At 70.5% G+C, this 16,984-nt stretch carries 15 protein-coding genes and 1 pseudogene; 7 read left to right on the forward strand and 9 right to left on the reverse strand.

The features are described 5' to 3' along the window. The first annotated feature begins 22 nt into the window (after positions 1-22). On the forward strand, positions 23-1,378 hold the full coding sequence (locus tag ACYVGD_RS05675) for a YhjD/YihY/BrkB family envelope integrity protein (RefSeq protein WP_460742020.1): 1,356 nt from the start codon (positions 23-25) through the stop codon (positions 1,376-1,378). Positions 1,379-1,466: 88 nt separating this feature from the next. On the opposite strand, the gene ACYVGD_RS05680 is transcribed toward ACYVGD_RS05675, so the two are convergent. Together ACYVGD_RS05680 and ACYVGD_RS05685 are read right to left on the reverse strand one after the other, a co-directional pair. Then, positions 1,467-2,045, reverse strand: coding sequence for a GNAT family N-acetyltransferase (locus tag ACYVGD_RS05680; RefSeq protein ID WP_460742475.1), 579 nt, complete (start codon positions 2,043-2,045; stop codon positions 1,467-1,469). After that, positions 2,025-3,215: pseudogene (locus tag ACYVGD_RS05685) on the reverse strand (pyrophosphate--fructose-6-phosphate 1-phosphotransferase); the annotation flags it as partial. The gene ACYVGD_RS05680 and the pseudogene ACYVGD_RS05685, both read right to left, overlap by 21 nt. Before the next feature lie 245 nt (positions 3,216-3,460). Here ACYVGD_RS05685 and ACYVGD_RS05690 point away from each other — a divergent pair. Beyond that, the gene (locus ACYVGD_RS05690) at positions 3,461-3,844 is read left to right on the forward strand and encodes a pilus assembly protein TadE (protein WP_460742021.1); all 384 of its coding nucleotides are present in this window, start codon (positions 3,461-3,463) and stop codon (positions 3,842-3,844) included. A gap of 239 nt (positions 3,845-4,083) precedes the next feature. Here the strand turns inward: ACYVGD_RS05690 and ACYVGD_RS05695 are convergent, their stop codons facing one another. Further along, positions 4,084-5,208, reverse strand: coding sequence for a MalY/PatB family protein (locus ACYVGD_RS05695; RefSeq protein ID WP_460742022.1), 1,125 nt, complete (start codon positions 5,206-5,208; stop codon positions 4,084-4,086). Positions 5,209-5,276: 68 nt separating this feature from the next. On the opposite strand from ACYVGD_RS05695, the gene ACYVGD_RS05700 reads away from it, so the two are divergent. Then, positions 5,277-5,900, forward strand: a complete 624-nt coding sequence (locus tag ACYVGD_RS05700; protein ID WP_460742023.1) for an L-threonylcarbamoyladenylate synthase — start codon at positions 5,277-5,279, stop codon at positions 5,898-5,900. 67 nt (positions 5,901-5,967) lie between these two features. Then, entirely contained in the window at positions 5,968-6,504 is a 537-nt protein-coding gene (locus tag ACYVGD_RS05705) for a hypothetical protein (RefSeq protein WP_460742024.1), read from the forward strand. Positions 6,505-6,527: 23 nt separating this feature from the next. Here ACYVGD_RS05705 and ACYVGD_RS05710 read toward each other — a convergent pair whose 3' ends face one another. The 4 genes from ACYVGD_RS05710 to ACYVGD_RS05725 all read right to left on the reverse strand — a co-directional run bounded on the left by ACYVGD_RS05710 (position 6,528) and on the right by ACYVGD_RS05725 (position 10,336). Next, the gene (locus ACYVGD_RS05710) at positions 6,528-6,656 is read right to left on the reverse strand and encodes a hypothetical protein (protein ID WP_460742025.1); all 129 of its coding nucleotides are present in this window, start codon (positions 6,654-6,656) and stop codon (positions 6,528-6,530) included. A gap of 136 nt (positions 6,657-6,792) precedes the next feature. Then, positions 6,793-7,695 (reverse strand): HpcH/HpaI aldolase/citrate lyase family protein, encoded by a 903-nt coding sequence (locus tag ACYVGD_RS05715; protein ID WP_460742026.1) that lies wholly within the window; start codon positions 7,693-7,695, stop codon positions 6,793-6,795. 281 nt (positions 7,696-7,976) lie between these two features. After that, entirely contained in the window at positions 7,977-8,165 is a 189-nt protein-coding gene (locus tag ACYVGD_RS05720) for a YbdD/YjiX family protein (RefSeq protein ID WP_460742027.1), read from the reverse strand. Continuing rightward, complete coding sequence (locus tag ACYVGD_RS05725; protein ID WP_460742477.1) at positions 8,162-10,336, reverse strand: carbon starvation CstA family protein; 2,175 nt, start codon at positions 10,334-10,336, stop codon at positions 8,162-8,164. Before ACYVGD_RS05725 ends, ACYVGD_RS05720 begins: the two co-directional genes overlap by 4 nt. Before the next feature lie 286 nt (positions 10,337-10,622). On the opposite strand from ACYVGD_RS05725, the gene ACYVGD_RS05730 reads away from it, so the two are divergent. Both ACYVGD_RS05730 and ACYVGD_RS05735 read left to right on the forward strand, forming a co-directional pair. Continuing rightward, positions 10,623-12,095 (forward strand): NAD-dependent succinate-semialdehyde dehydrogenase, encoded by a 1,473-nt coding sequence (locus ACYVGD_RS05730; protein WP_460742028.1) that lies wholly within the window; start codon positions 10,623-10,625, stop codon positions 12,093-12,095. Continuing rightward, a complete protein-coding gene (locus ACYVGD_RS05735) occupies positions 12,092-12,526 on the forward strand; it encodes a GNAT family N-acetyltransferase (RefSeq protein WP_460742030.1) in 435 nt (144 codons plus the stop codon). The genes ACYVGD_RS05730 and ACYVGD_RS05735 overlap by 4 nt, the downstream gene beginning before the upstream one ends. A gap of 126 nt (positions 12,527-12,652) precedes the next feature. Here ACYVGD_RS05735 and sppA read toward each other — a convergent pair whose 3' ends face one another. Both sppA and ACYVGD_RS05745 read right to left on the reverse strand, forming a co-directional pair. Continuing rightward, the gene (gene sppA / locus ACYVGD_RS05740) at positions 12,653-14,377 is read right to left on the reverse strand and encodes a signal peptide peptidase SppA (RefSeq protein WP_460742032.1); all 1,725 of its coding nucleotides are present in this window, start codon (positions 14,375-14,377) and stop codon (positions 12,653-12,655) included. Between the two features lie 65 nt (positions 14,378-14,442). Then, on the reverse strand, positions 14,443-15,747 hold the full coding sequence (locus ACYVGD_RS05745) for an FUSC family protein (protein WP_460742034.1): 1,305 nt from the start codon (positions 15,745-15,747) through the stop codon (positions 14,443-14,445). 229 nt (positions 15,748-15,976) lie between these two features. Between ACYVGD_RS05745 and ACYVGD_RS05750 the strand changes: the two genes are divergently transcribed. Next, positions 15,977-16,966, forward strand: coding sequence for a hypothetical protein (locus tag ACYVGD_RS05750; RefSeq protein ID WP_460742037.1), 990 nt, complete (start codon positions 15,977-15,979; stop codon positions 16,964-16,966). Positions 16,967-16,984 lie beyond the last annotated feature (18 nt).

Below are 16,984 nucleotides of genomic sequence, written 5' to 3' on the forward strand. Positions count from 1 at the left end.
GCCACCCCGAGGGGAGTTCACTGTGGACAAGCTCAAGGCACTGATGGCCAAGCCGGCCATCGCCCACCTGCTGCGCGCCAACGCGCGGTTCGGCAACCGGCTGGGCAACCAGTTCGGTGCCGCCATCACCTACTTCTCGGTGCTGGCGATGGTGCCCATCCTGATGTTCGCGTTCGCCCTGACCGGCATGACGCTCACGGTCTTCCGCCCCGACCTCATGGACCAGGTCCTCGGCACCGTCCAGTCCCAGTTGCAGGGCGCCCCGGGCGACACCAAGGACAAGGTGATGGGCGTCATCACCCACGCCCTCAAGAGCTGGCAGGGCATCGGCATCATCGGCATCCTGTCCGCCGGCTACGCGGGCGCCGGCTGGATCGCGAACCTGAAGTCGGCCGTGCGCGCCCAGTGGCGCCCCGACTTCGAGCAGGAGGAGCAGAAGTCCAACATTGTCGTCGAGACGTTGAAGAACATGGGCATCCTGGTGATGCTGCTGCTCTTCATCGTCATCACCTTCGGCCTCGCTTCCGCAGCGACCGCGCTCACCGGGACCATCGTGTCCGCGCTCCACCTCGAGCAGATCCCCGGCGTGTCGTTCCTGCTGAGGTTTGTGCCGCTGATCGTGTCCATCGGTGCTGGCTGGCTGCTGTTCGCCTACCTCTACAAGACACTGCCCGAGGAGAAGCTCAAGGTCCGCGACATCTGGAAGGGCGCGCTGGCTGGCTCGATCCTGCTGGCGGTGCTCCAGTACGCGACGGGCATCCTCATGGGCTCGTTCACGAAGAACCCGGCGGCCGCGCTGTTCGGCCCGGTCATCGTGATCATGCTGTTCTTCAACCTCTTCGCCCGGCTGATCCTCTTCATCGCCGCCTGGATCGCCACGGCGAAGCAGCCCGCCATCGCCCGCAAGTGGACCGACGCCGACCAGCCGATCCGCGACATGGGTGAGAAGGCCGACGTCGTCGAGGGCCACTGGGAGGAGGCCGACGCCGACCGCGAGCGCCAGGCCCACGAGAAGCGCGTCAAGGAATGGGAGAAGGCCAAGAAGGAGGCGGCCAAGGAGGGCAAGGCAGCGCCGGCGTACCCCGTTCCGGGGCCCGAGGTCGTCCCGCCGTCCCGGGGCGGCGGGAGCGCTGGCGGCGCGACGGCCGCCAAGAACGCCGCCGAGGCACGGGCGGTGTCTGCAGGGCTCGCGCAGGAGGCCCGCCGCCGCGAGCAGCAGGAGCGGGCGCGGGTCGAGCGCGACCCGAAGGCGACCGTGGCCCGCGACGCGGCCGAGACGGCCGCCCGCACCAGCCTGGGCCTGGGCTGGGTGACCGGGGCCGTGACCGGGACCGGCCTCGGGGCTGTGCTGGCCTGGGTGCTGCGCCGGCGACGCTGACCCGTGGCCCCACGGTCCCACGATCGGCGGGTCCGGGGGCGCCAGGGGCTCGGCCGGGGGTGATCCTGGGCGTCTGGGACCAGTCGACTCAGCCGAGGTCCTTCTGCAGGAGCAGCCACCGGTTGCCCGTGCCCGGCTCGCCGCTGCGGTAGCCCAACCGGGAGTAGAAGCGCTGCGCGTCCACGTCCTCCTCGTCGGTGTTGACGTGGAGCTCCGCGCAGCCGTGCGTCCGCAGCGTCCTCTCCAGGGTTGCCATCAGTCGCCCGCCGATGCCGCGGGAGCGCAGGTGGGGCCGCACGTAGAGCTCGTCGAGAACGGGGAGCGGGCCGTCGTCGTAGGGGCTGGGGCGCAGCGTGGCCCACGCTAAGCCGGCGACGTCCCGGCGGGCGCCGTCGTCGGCGTGGTCACAGGCCGTCGGGATCTCCGCGAGGAGCACGACCACCTCGGCCAGCCCGAGCAGCCGGTGGAAGCGCCGCTCCACCACCTCTCGCGGCCCGACGGGGTCGTCGAACTCCCGTGCGAAGTCCACGAACAGGCCGGCGACCAGTGCGGCGTCCGCCGAGGTGGCACGGCGGAACGCGCACCGGGCGCCGGCACCGGGCATGCGACAGTGGCCCGAGCCGCCCTCGGCGGCCTGCGGCGTACCCTGGCCGATCTCGTCCAGCATCGCCACGAACCAGTCAGTGGTGATGTCGAACGGCTTGCCGCCCTTGATGCGCGGGAAGTCGATGGCCGACAGCTTGTCGTCGTTCTCCTCGTCCTGGCCGATGACGCCCGACTCGCCCTTGAGGGCGCAGTCGACGGCCATGTCGGTGCACTGCTTGATCAGGTCGAGGTCGGCCTGGTTGGCCGCCGCGGCGCGGGAGTAGTAGCCCGACTTCTGGACCATGACCTTCTCGGCCGACAGGAGCTTGGCGAACTGGTCGCCGAACCACTTGCCGGGGTTGACCTTGTCGAGCTTCACGTGGCCGAACGGGTCACGGGGGACCTCCTCGCCGGCCTTCTCCATCTCGGCGACGATCGAGTCGAGGCCCGCCCCTTCCGACAGAAAGATCGTGACGTTGCCGACGCGGTCCATGACCTCGTTCAGCCGCTTGGCCTCGGCCTCGATGTCGATGTGGGCCTCGGGGACGAACACGGCGTGGACGTCCCAGGCCTCCTTCGACAGGCCGATCTCGGGCAGCCACTCGCGCGAGTCGAGCCACTCGCGGTACTTCTGGGCGGTCGCGGCGGTGAGCCAGCCGCAGTTGCGGCCCATGACCTCGTGGACGATGAGCATGCGCGAGCCCGAGTTGTGCTCGGCCACGATGTTCTGCGCGAAGCGGGACCCCATCTCGGCGGCGGTCCAAGCACCCAGCGACTGCTTGATCGGGATGACGTCGTTGTCGATCGTCTTCGGCAGGCCGACGACGGTCAGGCCGTAGTCGTGCTGGGCGAGGAACGCGGCGAGATCGGCGGCGGTGGTGTTGGTGTCGTCGCCGCCGATGGTGTGCAGCACCTCCACACCGTCGGCCTCGAGACGGTCGGCGGCGACCTTCAGCGGGTCGTCGCCCTCGTTCACCAGGCCGCGCTTGACGAGGTCGGCGGCGTTGGTGAGCTTGACGCGGGAGTTGCCGACGGGTGAGCCGCCGTACTCGTGCAGCAGATGGGCCTTCTCCCGGATCTCGGGCGTGACGGTGATCGAGTCGCTCTTCAGGAGGCCCTGGTAGCCGTGCTTGTACGCGATGATCTCCGTCTCGGGGGACAGCTCGGTGTATCGCTGGATCAGGCCTCCGATCGCCGAGGACAGGCAGGGCGCGAAGCCGCCCGCCGTGAGTATCGCAACCTTCTTGACCATGGAACCTCCTGTGGACGTCGTGTTCGCCCCAACACTATTGGGGTAGGTCTGACCCCGATCAGCTGCCCCGGGCGGACGCTGCTCGGGGCCATCGCCGCGAACGACGATCTCTGAATGCCCGACGGCCGAAACCGGCTGCGCCCCCTGCCCACGCGGGCGGAGGCAGCGCGGCTGACCTGATCGTTCACCTCGAGTTCGCCGAGGTGACCTCCTGCGACACCCCGGCGCTCTGGCACCATCCTCGCGTGCGGGACGAGCGGGGCATGTCGATGTCGGTGATGGTGACGCTGTGGGTGATGGCCCTCGTCGTCATCGCAGGACTGGCCGTCGACGGGGGGCAGCGCGTCCATGCCGCCCGGCGGGCCGAGGGTGCGGCGTCCGGGGCCGCCCGCGCCGCCACCGACGCGGCGGCGACGAGCCGGCTGGGCGGGCGTACCGACCCGGGCGTGGCGGTGCTGGCGGCCCGCGCGCACCTGACGGCGAGCGGCGTGGCGGGTAGCGTCGAGCTCGACCGCGGCGTCGTGCGCGTGCGGACGAGGGTGGGTGCGCCCACGATCTTCCTGTCGATCGTCGGTGTGCGCGAGGTCAGCGCCGGCGCGTACGCCGAGTCGGTTCTGCTGCGCGCCTGACGTCGCCACGTGCGTGGCATCGGCGTCGAGAGGAGGCGGCGGCACGGTGGGGGTGAGTGGGATGGTCTGGGCAGGGCCGTCCTCGCCGGCTGGGGCGCCGTGCTCATCGCGCTGCGTCTGGTGCTGTACAGCACGGAGGTCGGCTGGATGTGGCTACCGACATCGCCCACGGCGCGATCGACCTGATCAGGTTCGTCCTGCTGGGGGCTGGCTGATCATCGGGCCCCTCTGATCGGTGATCAGAGGGCGGAGGCCATCCGGCGTACGACCTCCCGCAGGACCTCCGGGGAGGTCGCGAGGTTGACGCGTACGCACTGCTCACCGCCGGGACCGAAGTCGGCGCCGCGGTTCAGCGCGACCCGGCCCCGGTCGAGGAACGCCTGGTAGGGCTCGTCGAGGCCGAGCGCCGAGCAGTCGACCCACGCCAGATAGGTTGCCGGACCCGGGCGGTAGACCGCGCCAGGCACGTGTTCGGCGAGCAGCTCGACCAGCAGCTGGCGGTTGGCCTCGATCTCGCCCATCAGCTCGTCGAGCCAGGGCTGGCCCTGGGTGAGTGCTGCGGTATGGGCCATGAGTGCGAGGTGCCCTGCGCCGTGGGTGGTGGTGATGGGAAGTGCGAGGAGCTCGGCGGCCAGGTCGGGCGTGCCCACGGCGACGGCGGCCTTCAGCCCGGCGAGGTTCCACGCCTTCGAGGCGGACAGGAGCGCGACGGAGCGCCGCGCGCCCGCGATCGACAGGAACGGCATGTGCGTCGCCGACGACGAGACCAGCGGAGCGTGGATCTCGTCGCTGATGACCAGCACGTCGTGCTCGGCCGCGAGCTTCGCGACCTGGGCGAGCTCGTCGCCGGTGTGGACGGTGCCGTGTGGGTTGTGCGGCGAGCACAGCAGGTACGCGGCCGGCCGCTGCTCGGCGAACGCCCGACCGATCGCGGTCAGGTCGAGACGGCCGTCGGCGGTCAGCGGAACGTCCAGCGGCGCACGCCCGGCGGCCTCCAGCGCGCGGTAGAAGAACGGGTAGACGGGCGGGTTGATCATGACTGACGAGCCGTCGGAGGTGAACCGCTGCAGCACGGCCACGACGCCCTGCATCACGTCGGGAACGGTTACGGCCCGGGTCTCCACGTCGAACGTCCAACCCCAGCGCTGCTGCGCGTACGCGGCCAGCGCCTCTTCGTAGGGGCGCCCCGACGGATAACCGGTGTCACCGGCGTCCACGAGGCGGTGGATCGCGTCGCGGATCGGCTCGGCCGGCACGCAGTCCATCTCCGCGACCCACGCCGGGAGGACGTCGTCGGGATAGGCCCGCCACTTCATGCTCGTACGCGTCCGCAGCTGGTCGAGGGTCAGGTCGAGGATTGCCATGGGACGAGGGTAGCCGCGGCGGACGTGGCCCTCTTCTCGTCTCGCGTCCTGCGGTCTAGTATCCGTTCATGGCACGGTATCTCGATGTTCACCCCGACAACCCCCAGCCGCGCTCCCTGTCGCAGGTGGTCGACATAGTCAACGACGGTGGTCTGGTGGCCTATCCGACCGATTCGGGCTATGCCCTCGGCTGCTCGCTCGGCAACAAGGAGGGTCTCGACCGCATCCGCGCGATCCGCAAGCTCGACGACAAGCACAACTTCACGCTGGTGTGCCACGACTTCGCCCAGTTCGGGCAGTTCGTCCAGATGGACAACCACGTGTTCCGCGCGGTGAAGGCCCGCACCCCGGGCCACTACACGTTCATCCTGCCCGGCACCAAGGAGGTGCCGCGCCAGATGCTGCACCCCAAGAAGAAGACGGTTGGCGTACGCATCCCGCCACACACCACGGCCCTCGCCCTGCTCGAGGCGCTCGGCGCGCCACTGATGAGCTCGACGCTCATCCTGCCGGGAGAGACCGAGCCGCTGGCCGACGGCTGGCAGGTCAACGACGAGCTGGGCAACCAGATCGACGCCGTTCTCGACTCCGGCGACGTGGGCAACGCCGCGACGACGGTGGTCGACTGGACGGGCGACGAGCCGGTGATCGCCCGCGCCGGCGCGGGCGATCCCACCCCGTTCCAGGTCTGACGGCGGCGGGCCGACCCGGAACCGCGGTCGGACCGATGCGGACCCCTGCGTCTTTAGCGTGGGACGCATGAAGAAGTTGCTCGTCGTCCCCGCCCTGCTCGCGCTCCTGGTCACGGGGTGTCGGGCCCCGGTCCAGCGTGTGGTCTGCGGTGAGCACACGCTCGAGCGCACCAGCGGCGGTAGGGGCTCCGGCGCGATCCGCGTGGGCGATGTGGGGCTGCTCGACACCCCCTGCGGCCTGCGCGTGACCGTGGACCTCTCCGGCGGTACGCCGGCCTGGGAGGCGGGCTACTCGGGACTGCCCGCGGCGGCGCAGGGTAAGTACGCGCCGCAGGAGGCCGCGCCGGGCGAGCAGGTCCTGACGGTCGCGCTCGCGCCGGCGGACCCGACGTGGGAGCCGCGCCGCTACCGCGACCGCCAGCCGGGTGGGACGCAGCACCTACAGATCAGGGACCGGAACCCCGGGGCGGCCTGGGTAGCCTTCGTGAGCGGCGAGGACGGGCGCGCGCTCGTGCGGGTCGGGCTTGCTGGGGCGCCCGCCCGTGCCTACCGCGTTGACGCCTCGAACCCCGAGCGGCTGGTGATCACCCTGATCGAGCAGTGACGACCAGTGGTGAAGGCTGAGTGTCAGAGGGCGATCGCACGCAGGCGGAGCAGCTCGGAGCCCTCGCCCATCACCGGGAGCTGGATGATCCCGGCGCCGAAGATCCAGTAGTCGTAGGTGTCACGCGTGCCGCGGGGTTCGTCGAGCCGCATTGTCGCGGGGGACAATCCGGGACAGGGCGCCACGTCCATCGCTCGCGCGATCCCCTCGGCGTGGGCCTCCGGCGGTCGAGGGGCTTGCGGCGTCAGTCGAAGCCGTTGGCGCAGATGCGCACGAGCGGGTGGAGCTTCAGCAGTGGTAGGTGTCGGTCGGCGCGGGGAAGTGCACGTCGTAGCCGGCCGGCGGCTTCAATCCGTACGCCGCGGCCAGGTCGAGCACCTTGCGCGCGCGGGCGAGACGCGGCAGGTCGGAGCCGTTGCGGATCTCGCCGCCGTCGGCGTCGAACTCGGTGAGGAAGTCCAGCGCCCAGGACATGTCCTCGAGCGACGGCGACAGGATCTCGTTGACCGTGGCGCACTGCTCCGGCATCAGGCAGATCTTGCCGGTCATGCCGAACTGCTCGGTGACGGCGGCGGCGTCGGCGAGCTTCACGCCCAGGGCGCCGACGGCCGGGCCGTCGATCGGACCGGGCAGGCCGGCGGCGCGGGCGGCGATCGTGAACTGCGAGCGGGCGTACGCCAGGGTCATCGGGTCGTCGGCGAAGCCGGTGTCGCGACGGAAGTCGCCGATGCCGAAAGCGAGGCGGAACGTCGAGCGCGACGCGGCGATCGAGTCGAGATGCTGCACACCGCGCGCGGTCTCGACCAGTGCGACGATCTTCTGGGAGTCGGACAGCAGGCCGGCGGTCTTGATGACGTGCTCGGGTGACTCGACCATCGCGAGCATGACGCCGAGGCAGTTCGGGAACTGGGCCAGCGCCTTGCAGTCGGCCTCCCACCACTCGGTGCCGAAGCCGTTGATGCGGACCCAGGCCTCGCCGCCGCGCTCGAAGAAGTCGACGACGTTCTGGCGTGCCGTCTCCTTGTCCTTCGGGGCGACCGCGTCCTCGATGTCGAGGATGACGACGTCTGCTGCAGAAGCTACGGCGGCGTCGAACCGCTCGACGTGCGTGGCGTTCACGAGCAGCCAGCTGCGGGCGAGCTCGGGGCCGATGCGGGTGGACGTCGAAGGCTGAGCCTCGGTGGTCGTCATGGGTCGATTCCTTGGGTCGTCTAGCGTGTTACTGAACAGTAGCCCGAATGTGTTTCGATGTGGCGAACGTCTCACTGCGTGGGCGCGCCTCACAGTAGCCGGGCTGGCGCTCCGGTGGGGCGACGTCCACGACGTGTCATCGGGCGCCGCGATGCGGCACACGACGTCGAGGGCGTTCTTCGGGTCTGAGGGGATCGGAGGAGCCATGCCGACATCCCAGGACACCGGCGGTTCACGAGACGACGAGCGGCCCCACCCCAGGGCGGGGCCGCTCGTGGCGTTCAGCAGCAGCGGGAGCGCGGGTTGAGCTCCGCGTCCTTGTGCTTAGCTGCCCAGAACTCCCGCTCCGTGGGGATCGGGGCGCCCGGGTGGTGGGTGCGCTGGTGGGCGACGAACTTCGCGTACGCGTTGTCGCCCATCACCTCGTGGACGTACCAGCGCACCTTCTTCAGCGTGTCGACGACACTCATTCGTGGTGCGCCCCCACGTAGGGATTCGCCTCCAGGCCCGCGTCCTTCCACTCCTGGGCGACCTTCTTCTCGGTCGGGGTGGCGAAGAAGCCCTTCGGCGCGAAGATCTTCGATGGGACGTCCGGGTCCTCGGTCGTGGGCAGGCCGCCCTGGCGGAGAGCCTTGATGGAGACCCACATGGCGGCGGCGAACACGATGAGGACGAGCACCGCGTACACGATCGACAGGGTGCCCTGGACGAAGGTGTTGCGGACGACTGCCTCGATCTCGGCGGGGTTCTTGGCGGTCGAGAACGTGGTCTTGCCGGATGCAAGGGCCTGCTTGGCCGCGCTGTGGAGCGACCAATAGCCGATCTTGGTGTCGGGGGAGAAGATCTTCTGCCACGACGCGGTCATGGTGACGATGAGGTCCCAGGCCAGCGGTAGGCCCGGGATCCACGCCCACTTGAACTTGCCCTGCTTCATCACCACGGCGAACACGACAGTGAGCGCGATGGCGGCGAGCAGCTGGTTGGCGATGCCGAACAGCGGGTAGAGCATGTTGATGCCGCCCAGCGGGTCGGTGACACCCATGACGAGGATCGAGCCCCAGCCGAGCACGACGACTGCCGAGCACAGCCAGGCGCCCACGCGCCACGACGGGTCCTTGAACTTGCCGAGGCCCTTGATGTTGCCGAGGGTGTCGGACAGCATGAAGCGCGCCACGCGCGTGCCGGCGTCGATGGTCGTCAGGATGAACAGCGCCTCGAACATGACGGCGAAGTGGTACCAGAAGGCCTTCAGACCACCGATGAGCGGGATCTGGTGCATGATCTCCGCCATGCCGAAGGCGAGCGTCGGCGCACCACCGGTGCGCGAGATGATCGTCTTCTCACCCACGTCCTGGGCGGCCTGGGCGAACACGTTCGGGTCGATCGCAGGCAGTGGCTGTCCGCCGGGGGAGACCAGTCCCATCTTGTTGACCCACTCGGCGGCGGTCTGCGGCGTACCGCCGGTGACGCCGGCCGGGGCGTTCATGACGAAATAGATGTGCTGGTCGATGCAGCAGGCGGCGACGAGCGCCATGATCGCGACGAACGACTCGGTGAGCATCGAGCCGTAGCCGATGATGCGAGCCTGCGACTCCTTCTCGATGAGCTTCGGCGTGGTGCCCGACGAGATGAGTGCGTGGAAGCCCGAGAGCGCGCCACAGGCGATCGTGATGAACAGGAACGGGAACAGCGAGCCAGCGAACGCCGGACCCGTGCCGGAATGGGCGAACTTCGACACCGCCGGCTGCGTGATGGTCGGCGCGGCCAGCAGGATGGCGACGGCGAGCAGTGCGATCGTGCCGACCTTCATGAAGGTCGACAGGTAGTCGCGGGGCGCGAGGAGCAGCCACACGGGCAGCACGGAGGCGGCGAAGCCGTACGCGGCCAGCCAGTACGCCAGCTCGACCTTGGTCAGGGTGAAGATCGGGGCGAGCGTGGCCGACTCGGCGACCCAGTGGCCGGAGATGATCGCCAACAGCAGCAGGGCGACGCCGATGATCGAGACCTCGGTGACCTTGCCCGGCCGCAGGTAGCGCAGGTAGACGCCCATGAAGAGGGCGATCGGGATGGTCATGGCGATGGAGAACACGCCCCACGGCGAGTCGGCCAGTGCGCCGATGACGACGATGCCGAGAACCGCGATCAGGATCAGCATGATCGTGAACACGCCGATCAGGGCGGCCCAGCCACCGACCGGGCCGAGCTCGTCACGGGCCATCTGGCCGAGCGAGCGCCCGCCGCGGCGGATCGACAGGTGCATGACCATGTAGTCCTGCACGGCACCGGCGAGGATGACGCCGACGATGATCCAGATCGTGCCGGGCAGGTAGCCCATCTGGGACGCCAGGACGGGGCCGACCAGCGGGCCGGCGCCGGCGATGGCGGCGAAGTGGTGGCCGAACAGGACCTTGCGGTCGGTCGGCATGAAGTCCTTGCCGTTGGCGTACTGCTCGGCGGGGGTGGCGCGCGTGTCACGCGGCTCGCAGAGCTTCCGCTCGATGAAGCGCGAGTAGAAGCGCAACGCGAGCAGGTAGGAGCCGACGGCTGCGACCACGAACCAGACGGCGTTGACTCGCTCGCCGCGGATGAACGCGATCATCGTCCAGCCAACTGCGCACAGCAGGGCGATGACGGTGAACATGGCCTTGTTGGCGGTGGTGCTGTGGGCACCCTCCACGACGGCCACGGGCGGCCGGTCGGGATCGGTGCGCACCGGGCGAGGTTCGTCGCCCGGGATCAGGTCGTCGTCTTTGACGCTGGTGCTCATGGCTCTCCTCTGTCCGAAGATGGCACAGACGTTAAACCCTGCACTCTGGTCGGTGGGTCAGCTCCGAATAACGATTGGGACACCTGCTCGTGGGATGGGGCGTCCCGGTGGGTGGGGAGGCGCCCTCGCCGTGCGCCACCGAAGGTGGCATGGTGGGATGATGAGCGTCCGTGCACACGAGTCCGACCAAGTCCGTGCCCTGCTGGGTCGTGTACCCCGCACCCAGTTCATCGGTGGGCAGTGGTCCACCGATCTGCCCACGATGGAGGTGCACGACCCCGCGACCGGAGCGGTCCTCACGACGGTGGCCGATGCAGATGCCGACACCGGCGTACGCGCTCTCGACGCGGCCTGCGCGGCCGCCCGCGACTGGGCGCGGACCCTGCCCCGCGAGCGCGCCGAGATCCTGCGCCGTGCGTACGAGCTCGTGATCGCGCGAGGCGACGACCTCGCGACCCTCATGACGCTCGAGATGGGCAAGCCGCTGGCCGAGGCCAGGGGAGAGGTGACCTACGGGGCGGAGTTCCTGCGTTGGTTCTCGGAGGAGGCCGTACGCATCGACGGGCGCTGGGGCCAGGCGCCGAACAACGAGCAGCGAATGCTCATCATGAAGCAGCCGGTCGGCCCGGTGTACGCGATCACGCCGTGGAACTTTCCCCTGGCGATGGGGACGCGCAAGATCGCGCCCGCGCTGGCCGCCGGCTGCACGGTCGTCCTCAAGCCGGCCGCCGAGACCCCGCTGACGTCGCTGGTGCTCATGGAGATCCTCGCGGAGGCGGGCGTGCCGGACGGGGTCGTCAACTGCGTCGTGACGTCCGACGCCGCCGGGGTGTCGACTCCGATCATCGGCGACCCGCGCCTGCGCAAGCTCACCTTCACCGGCTCGACGGCCGTGGGCAAGAAGCTCATCGCCCAGTCGGCCGAGCACGTGCTGCGCACGTCCATGGAGCTCGGCGGGAACGCCGCACTGCTCGTGCTGGAGTCGGCCGACCTCGACCGCGCCGTCGACGGGGCCCTTGCGGCGAAGATGCGCAACGGCGGCGAGGCGTGCGTCTCGGCCAACCGCATCCTCGTCCACGAGAGGCACGCCACCGAGTTCGGCCGTCGTCTCGCCGAGCGGATGGGCGCGATGAAGGTCGGCCCCGGCCTGGCCGACGGCGTCGAGGTGGGGCCGCTGATCACCGATGTGGCCCTCGACAAGGTGTCCGGCCTCGTCGCCGACGCGGTCCACCGCGGGGCACGCGTCCTCACCGGGGGCGAACGGTCGGCCGGTGACGGCTGGTTCTGGGAGCCGACGGTCTTGGTGGACGTGCCCGACGACGCCCGAGTCATGCACGAGGAGATCTTCGGCCCCGTGGCGCCGATCACGACGTTCACCGATCTGGATCAGGCGCTGGCGCTCGCGAACGACGTCGAGCACGGGCTCATGGGCTACGTGTTCGGCGAGAACCTCGGGGAGGCCCTCCGGGCGGCCGAGGGCCTCGAGACCGGGATGGTCGGCCTCAACTCCGGCGTGGTGTCGCAGCCCGCCGCACCGTTCGGCGGGGTGAAGCAGTCCGGACTCGGGCGCGAGGGGAGCCGGGAGGGCGTCGAGGAATACCTCGAGACCAAGTACGTCGGGATCGCGCTGTGAACATCGAGGTCTCCCGGGCCCGCCCGGCCGACCTGCCGTTCGCCACCGCGTACGCCCTGCTGAGGCTGCGCACCGACGTCTTCGTCGTCGAGCAGGAGTGTGCGTACCCCGAGCTGGACGGGCGCGACCTCGAACCGGACTGCGTATGGTTCTGGGCCCACGAGGGTGACGACGTGCTGGCCACGCTGCGCCTGCTGACCGATGCCGGGGGCGTACGCCGGATCGGGCGCGTGGCCACCTCGGGCGCCGCGCGCGGCCGCGGCGTGGCGGCCCGGCTCATGGAGGCCGCGCTCGCCGAGTGGGGTGACGCGCCCGTGGTGCTGGATGCGCAGGCCCACCTCGAGCACTGGTACGCCCGGTTCGGTTTCGCCGTCAGCGGTTCGGGATTCGTCGAGGACGGGATCCCGCACGTCCCCATGCGCCGCGGCTGACCCGGCCCCACCCCCACCCGAAGCCCAACTCGTGCACAACGTCGACAGGTTGGTCCCGTACCGGCGAGCAGGGGGCCAACCTGTCGACGTCCGTGCGAGCTGGGCTTGGAGGAGCGGGAGCGCGGGTCAGGAGATGCGGATGTCCCACGGCAGCGACAGAACGCCCATGGGCACGTGGACGCCCGCAAGCCGGGCCGCGCCGAGGATGAGACCCTCAGGTCCGGACGCCAGGGTCACGGATCGGGCGTTGAGACCCGAGGGCGACTCCGACGACTCGGCCGGCTTGAGCTGTTCGAGCCAGGGCATCGTCGGAACCATGCGGACTGCGACCTTGTCGAGGGGCCGACCGATCCTCTCCGCGGCCAGCTCGAGGGCCCTGCCCATGCCGCCGAGCTCGTCGACCAGCCCCCGGTCGTGGGCGTCGGCACCGGTCCAGACACGTCCTTGGGCGACCTTCTCGAGATCCGCCAGGTCCATGCCCCGGTCGTGGGCGGCCTTGGTGGTGAAGTCGGCGTACACCTCGTCGAGCCAGGCATCCAGCTTGGCCCACTGCTCGTCGGAGAAACCCTCGACCGGCGACAACCAGCCGGCGTTGCGGCCCGAGCGGATCGCCTCGCGCACCAGACCGAGGCGCTCGTAGAGGCCCTGGGTGACCATCTTCCCGGCGAGCACACCGATCGACCCGGTGAGGGTGGTCGGGTTCGCGACGATCGTGTCGCAGCCCATGGCCGCGAAATAACCGCCCGACGCGGCGAGATCGCCCATCGTGGCGATGACCGGCTTGCCGGCCTCCTTCAGCTGGAGCACCTCGCGACGGATCACGTCGGAGGCGATGTACGAGCCGCCGGGGGAGTCGATGCGCAGGACGACGGCCTTCACCGAGTCGTCGCGGGCCGCCTCGCGCAGATGGGCCCCCACGGTGTCGCAACCGGCCTCGCGGCCGCCCATCGGGGACCCCTGCCGACCCGGGCCGTCCACGATGGCCCCGCTCAGCGACACGACCCCGATGGCCGGCTTGTTGCGGTTCAGCATCCCCTCGATGGCCTCGACCCGGCTGGGGCGGTGGTAGCGGTGGGCGTACCGCAGCTCCACCTTCTCGTCGGCACCCCAGCGGCGGCGCAGCTCGGCGTACACCTCGTCGCGGTAACCGAGGTGATCGACCAGGCCGTGCTCGAGGGCGACGGGGGCAGGGAGGGGCGAGTCGTCGATGGCGGCGCGGACGACCTCTTCGCTGAGCCCGCGCGCGGCCACCGCACGGGCGACGGTGTCGTCGACGACGGAGTCGGCGATGCGCTGCATCATCTCGCGGTTGGCCTCGGAGACCTCACGGGCCGCGAACTGGTCGGCCGCCGACTTGTACTCCTTGCGCTGACCGAACTGCGGTTCGATGTCGAGCTTCTCGAGACCGCCGCGCAGCAGAGTCACCTGGAGCTCGACACCGGGCCAGCCCAAGGCTCCGGTGGGCTGCAGCCAGATCTCGCTGGCGGCCAGCGCGATGCGGTACGCCAGCATGCCGCTGGTCAGCTCACCGAACGACTCGGTCCACGCGATGACGGGCTTCGACCGCCTGAAGTCGGCGATGACCTCAGCCAGCTCGTCGCCCTGGCTGGTCGTGAGGGGGCACGTGCCCAGATGAACGACCAGGCCCGCGACGTCGTCATCCTTGGCGCGACGCAGCGAGTCACGGATCTCCCGCATCGACGGCGACTGGCGCTGGCGGAACGCCTCCAGAGGGTTCGAGGGCTGCGCGCTGACCACGCCGCGGGCGAGGTCGAGCTCGAGCACGGTCGGGCCACCGGCATCGGTGGTGCGGGAGGTGAGGGCGGTCTTGACGAGAGAGATCGGGTCCATGCATCGAGGCTACGCGGGCGATCGCCCAGAACCCACCGGGGATGTCCGCAACCCAGTTCGGGTCGTCAGGGTGGGGGACCTCCGTCGGCACGGGTGCCCGGTGGGCGTACGCGTGGCGCGGGCCTTGGCCTCTGCCGTCGCCTCAGCGCGGCCAGCGTGTCCCGGTTGACCAGCTGCCCCGACGACAGGCGCCGACCGGCCTCCCGGGTCGCCCACTCGCGCTGCGAGTCGAGGTGGGCGTCCAGGTCGAGATGACGCAGCACCTGCTCGATCGAGTCGAGCACCGTCCCGCGGAGCAGCCACAGCCCAGGTTGGTCGCGGGCGTCGACGAACATGAGCTCGGTGAGGCGTACGCGAGTCTCGCGCAGGACCTCCAGCGTCTCGCCGAGCTGGTCGCGCACCTGATCGTCGGTGCCGTGGGCCTCGGCCTGGACCAGCCGCCCGAAGGCTTCCGCCGCGTCGGCGAGGTCGTCGAGCACGACGGCGAAGGCCTGCCGCGCCTCCTCGCCGAAGGGGTCGTCGGCGTCGTCGCTCGCCGGTGCCTCGCGCTCGATCGTGGCGAAGAGTGTGCGGACGGCGAACAACGTCTGCTCGAGGACGGCGGTGCCCGACCTCAGCACCGGCTCGAGATCGGCGGTGCCGATCGCCCGGGGGTTCCACCGGCGGGCCTCGCCGACGTCGCTCACCCGGGTGGATGCCGCCAGCAGGGCCTCGTGGGTCTCGCGCGTACGCGCCAGCCAGACCGCGACGCGCTCGCGCGTGACCGGGCCATCGGCCACGTCGACGCTGGCTTGGCGCAGGCAGCCCCCGAGCCGGTCGGAGACACGGCGTACGGCGTGTGCGGCATGACGGACAGGCACCACCGGCGGGAGCGCGACCCCCATGACGACGCCGACCGCCGCCCCGACGAGGGTCGTGACGACACGGGTCTCGACGGCGATCTCCTGGCCGGCGGTGGCGAGGATCAGCATGGCGCTGATCGGCGTCTCGAGCGCCTGCTCGCCGAGGCGGAAGATGCGCGCGAGCAGCAGCGCGGCGCCCACCACGACGCCGAGGCTCCACCACGACAGACCGACATGGCTCGTGACGACCAGGGCCACCGCGACGCCGGTCAGGACGGCGCCGACGCGCACGGCCGCCATCTTGAACGTGGCCTGCGTGGAGGCCTGCAGGACCAGCAGCGCGGTGAGGCAGCCGGTCAGGTCGACGACTCCCGGCGACATGAGCGGCATGGTCAGCAGGTAGGCGACGACCGCCCCGAACGACAGCCTGAGGGCGTGCAGCAGCACCGGGGCGATCCGGTAGGGCACCTCGGCCCAGGTCCTCGGATGTCCCGGCCACAGGAGGTCAGCGATCCGACGGGAGTCCACCGTCTCCACTGTGACACGTCGGTCAAGGTCGGTGGCACCCGTGTACGCATGTGCCGCAACACCAGGGTCTTCCACAACTTGGCTGGCGCGACCCGGAAGCTGCTTTACGGGCTCGTCACCAGCGCACCCCCGAAGGACCGGGAGGTGGAGGCAGAGAAGGCCCGTCAGCGCGGCGCCGCGCGCTTTCGGTTGATTGGACAGCCCCGCGCCGTGCGGCAGACTGGGCGGCATGAGTGACGTCCCGCCCGAGAAGAAGACCGGCAACGACCCGACCGTCACCGCCGGCCAGGCCGCCGATCAGGGCATGCACGTCGAGACCCGCGTCATCCCGCGGGTCGAGCGCACCGTACAGGTGGGACCACTGGACCAGCCGCGTGCACCGCGACCGCCCGCTGCAGGCCGTCCCGTCCCCCCTGAGGCGCCCACCCAGCCGGTTCAGCGCACGCCCGCGCGGGTGTCCGTGTCGGGTTCTCAGCCCGTGCAGCATGGCCAGCACCCGACGCCCTCCCCAGCCCACCCCCACGCAGATGCCGACACCACCCACCGGATCGCCACGCACCCGGCTCCCGCGACGGGCCGGGCCCACGAGCAGGAGACCCAGGTCGTGCCGGCGGTCTCCGCGACACCGGTCGGCGACACCGCAGCGGCGCGTACCGCCTGGGACGACGAGAAGACCCGCCGAAGGGCCGCCGACCGCCTGCGACCCACCATCGTCGCCGCTTCGGTCGGCGCCGTGGCTGCCCTCGCCTGTCTCGTCGCCGCGGTCCTCGGTGTCATCCAGCACTCCTGGGGCCTGTGGCTGCTCGTGGGTCTCGCGGCGCTCGCGGGTGGCTGCCTCGCGGGGGCGCTGGCCGGCTGGTCGATCGAGTCACCGATGCGCACGCTGCTCAAGGCCCATCCGTGGGAGAAGCTGTCAGGCCAGGTCGGCGTGGGCGGTCAGATCGTCGTCGTCGCCGACTCCAAGCGCCGCGCGTACGACCTCGACGCCAACCGCAACGAGCCCGTCGGCGAGGTCGGCAGCGAGCTCACCGTCCGTGCGTGCGGCGGACGCGACGAGAAGGTCGTCGAGTTCGGGCCGCGCAAGCGCTGGCGCCTGGCCGAGCGCGTCGCCGTGATGCTGCCCGACCTCAGCGAGTTCGACGACGAGGACGACGAGGACTGGACCCCGTCGGGTCCTGTCGGCGAGCAGCCCGGCGAGGACGGCCTGTACGCGGGCTGAGCGGACCGCCTGCGGCGC

This window comes from Mariniluteicoccus endophyticus, assembly GCF_054780035.1.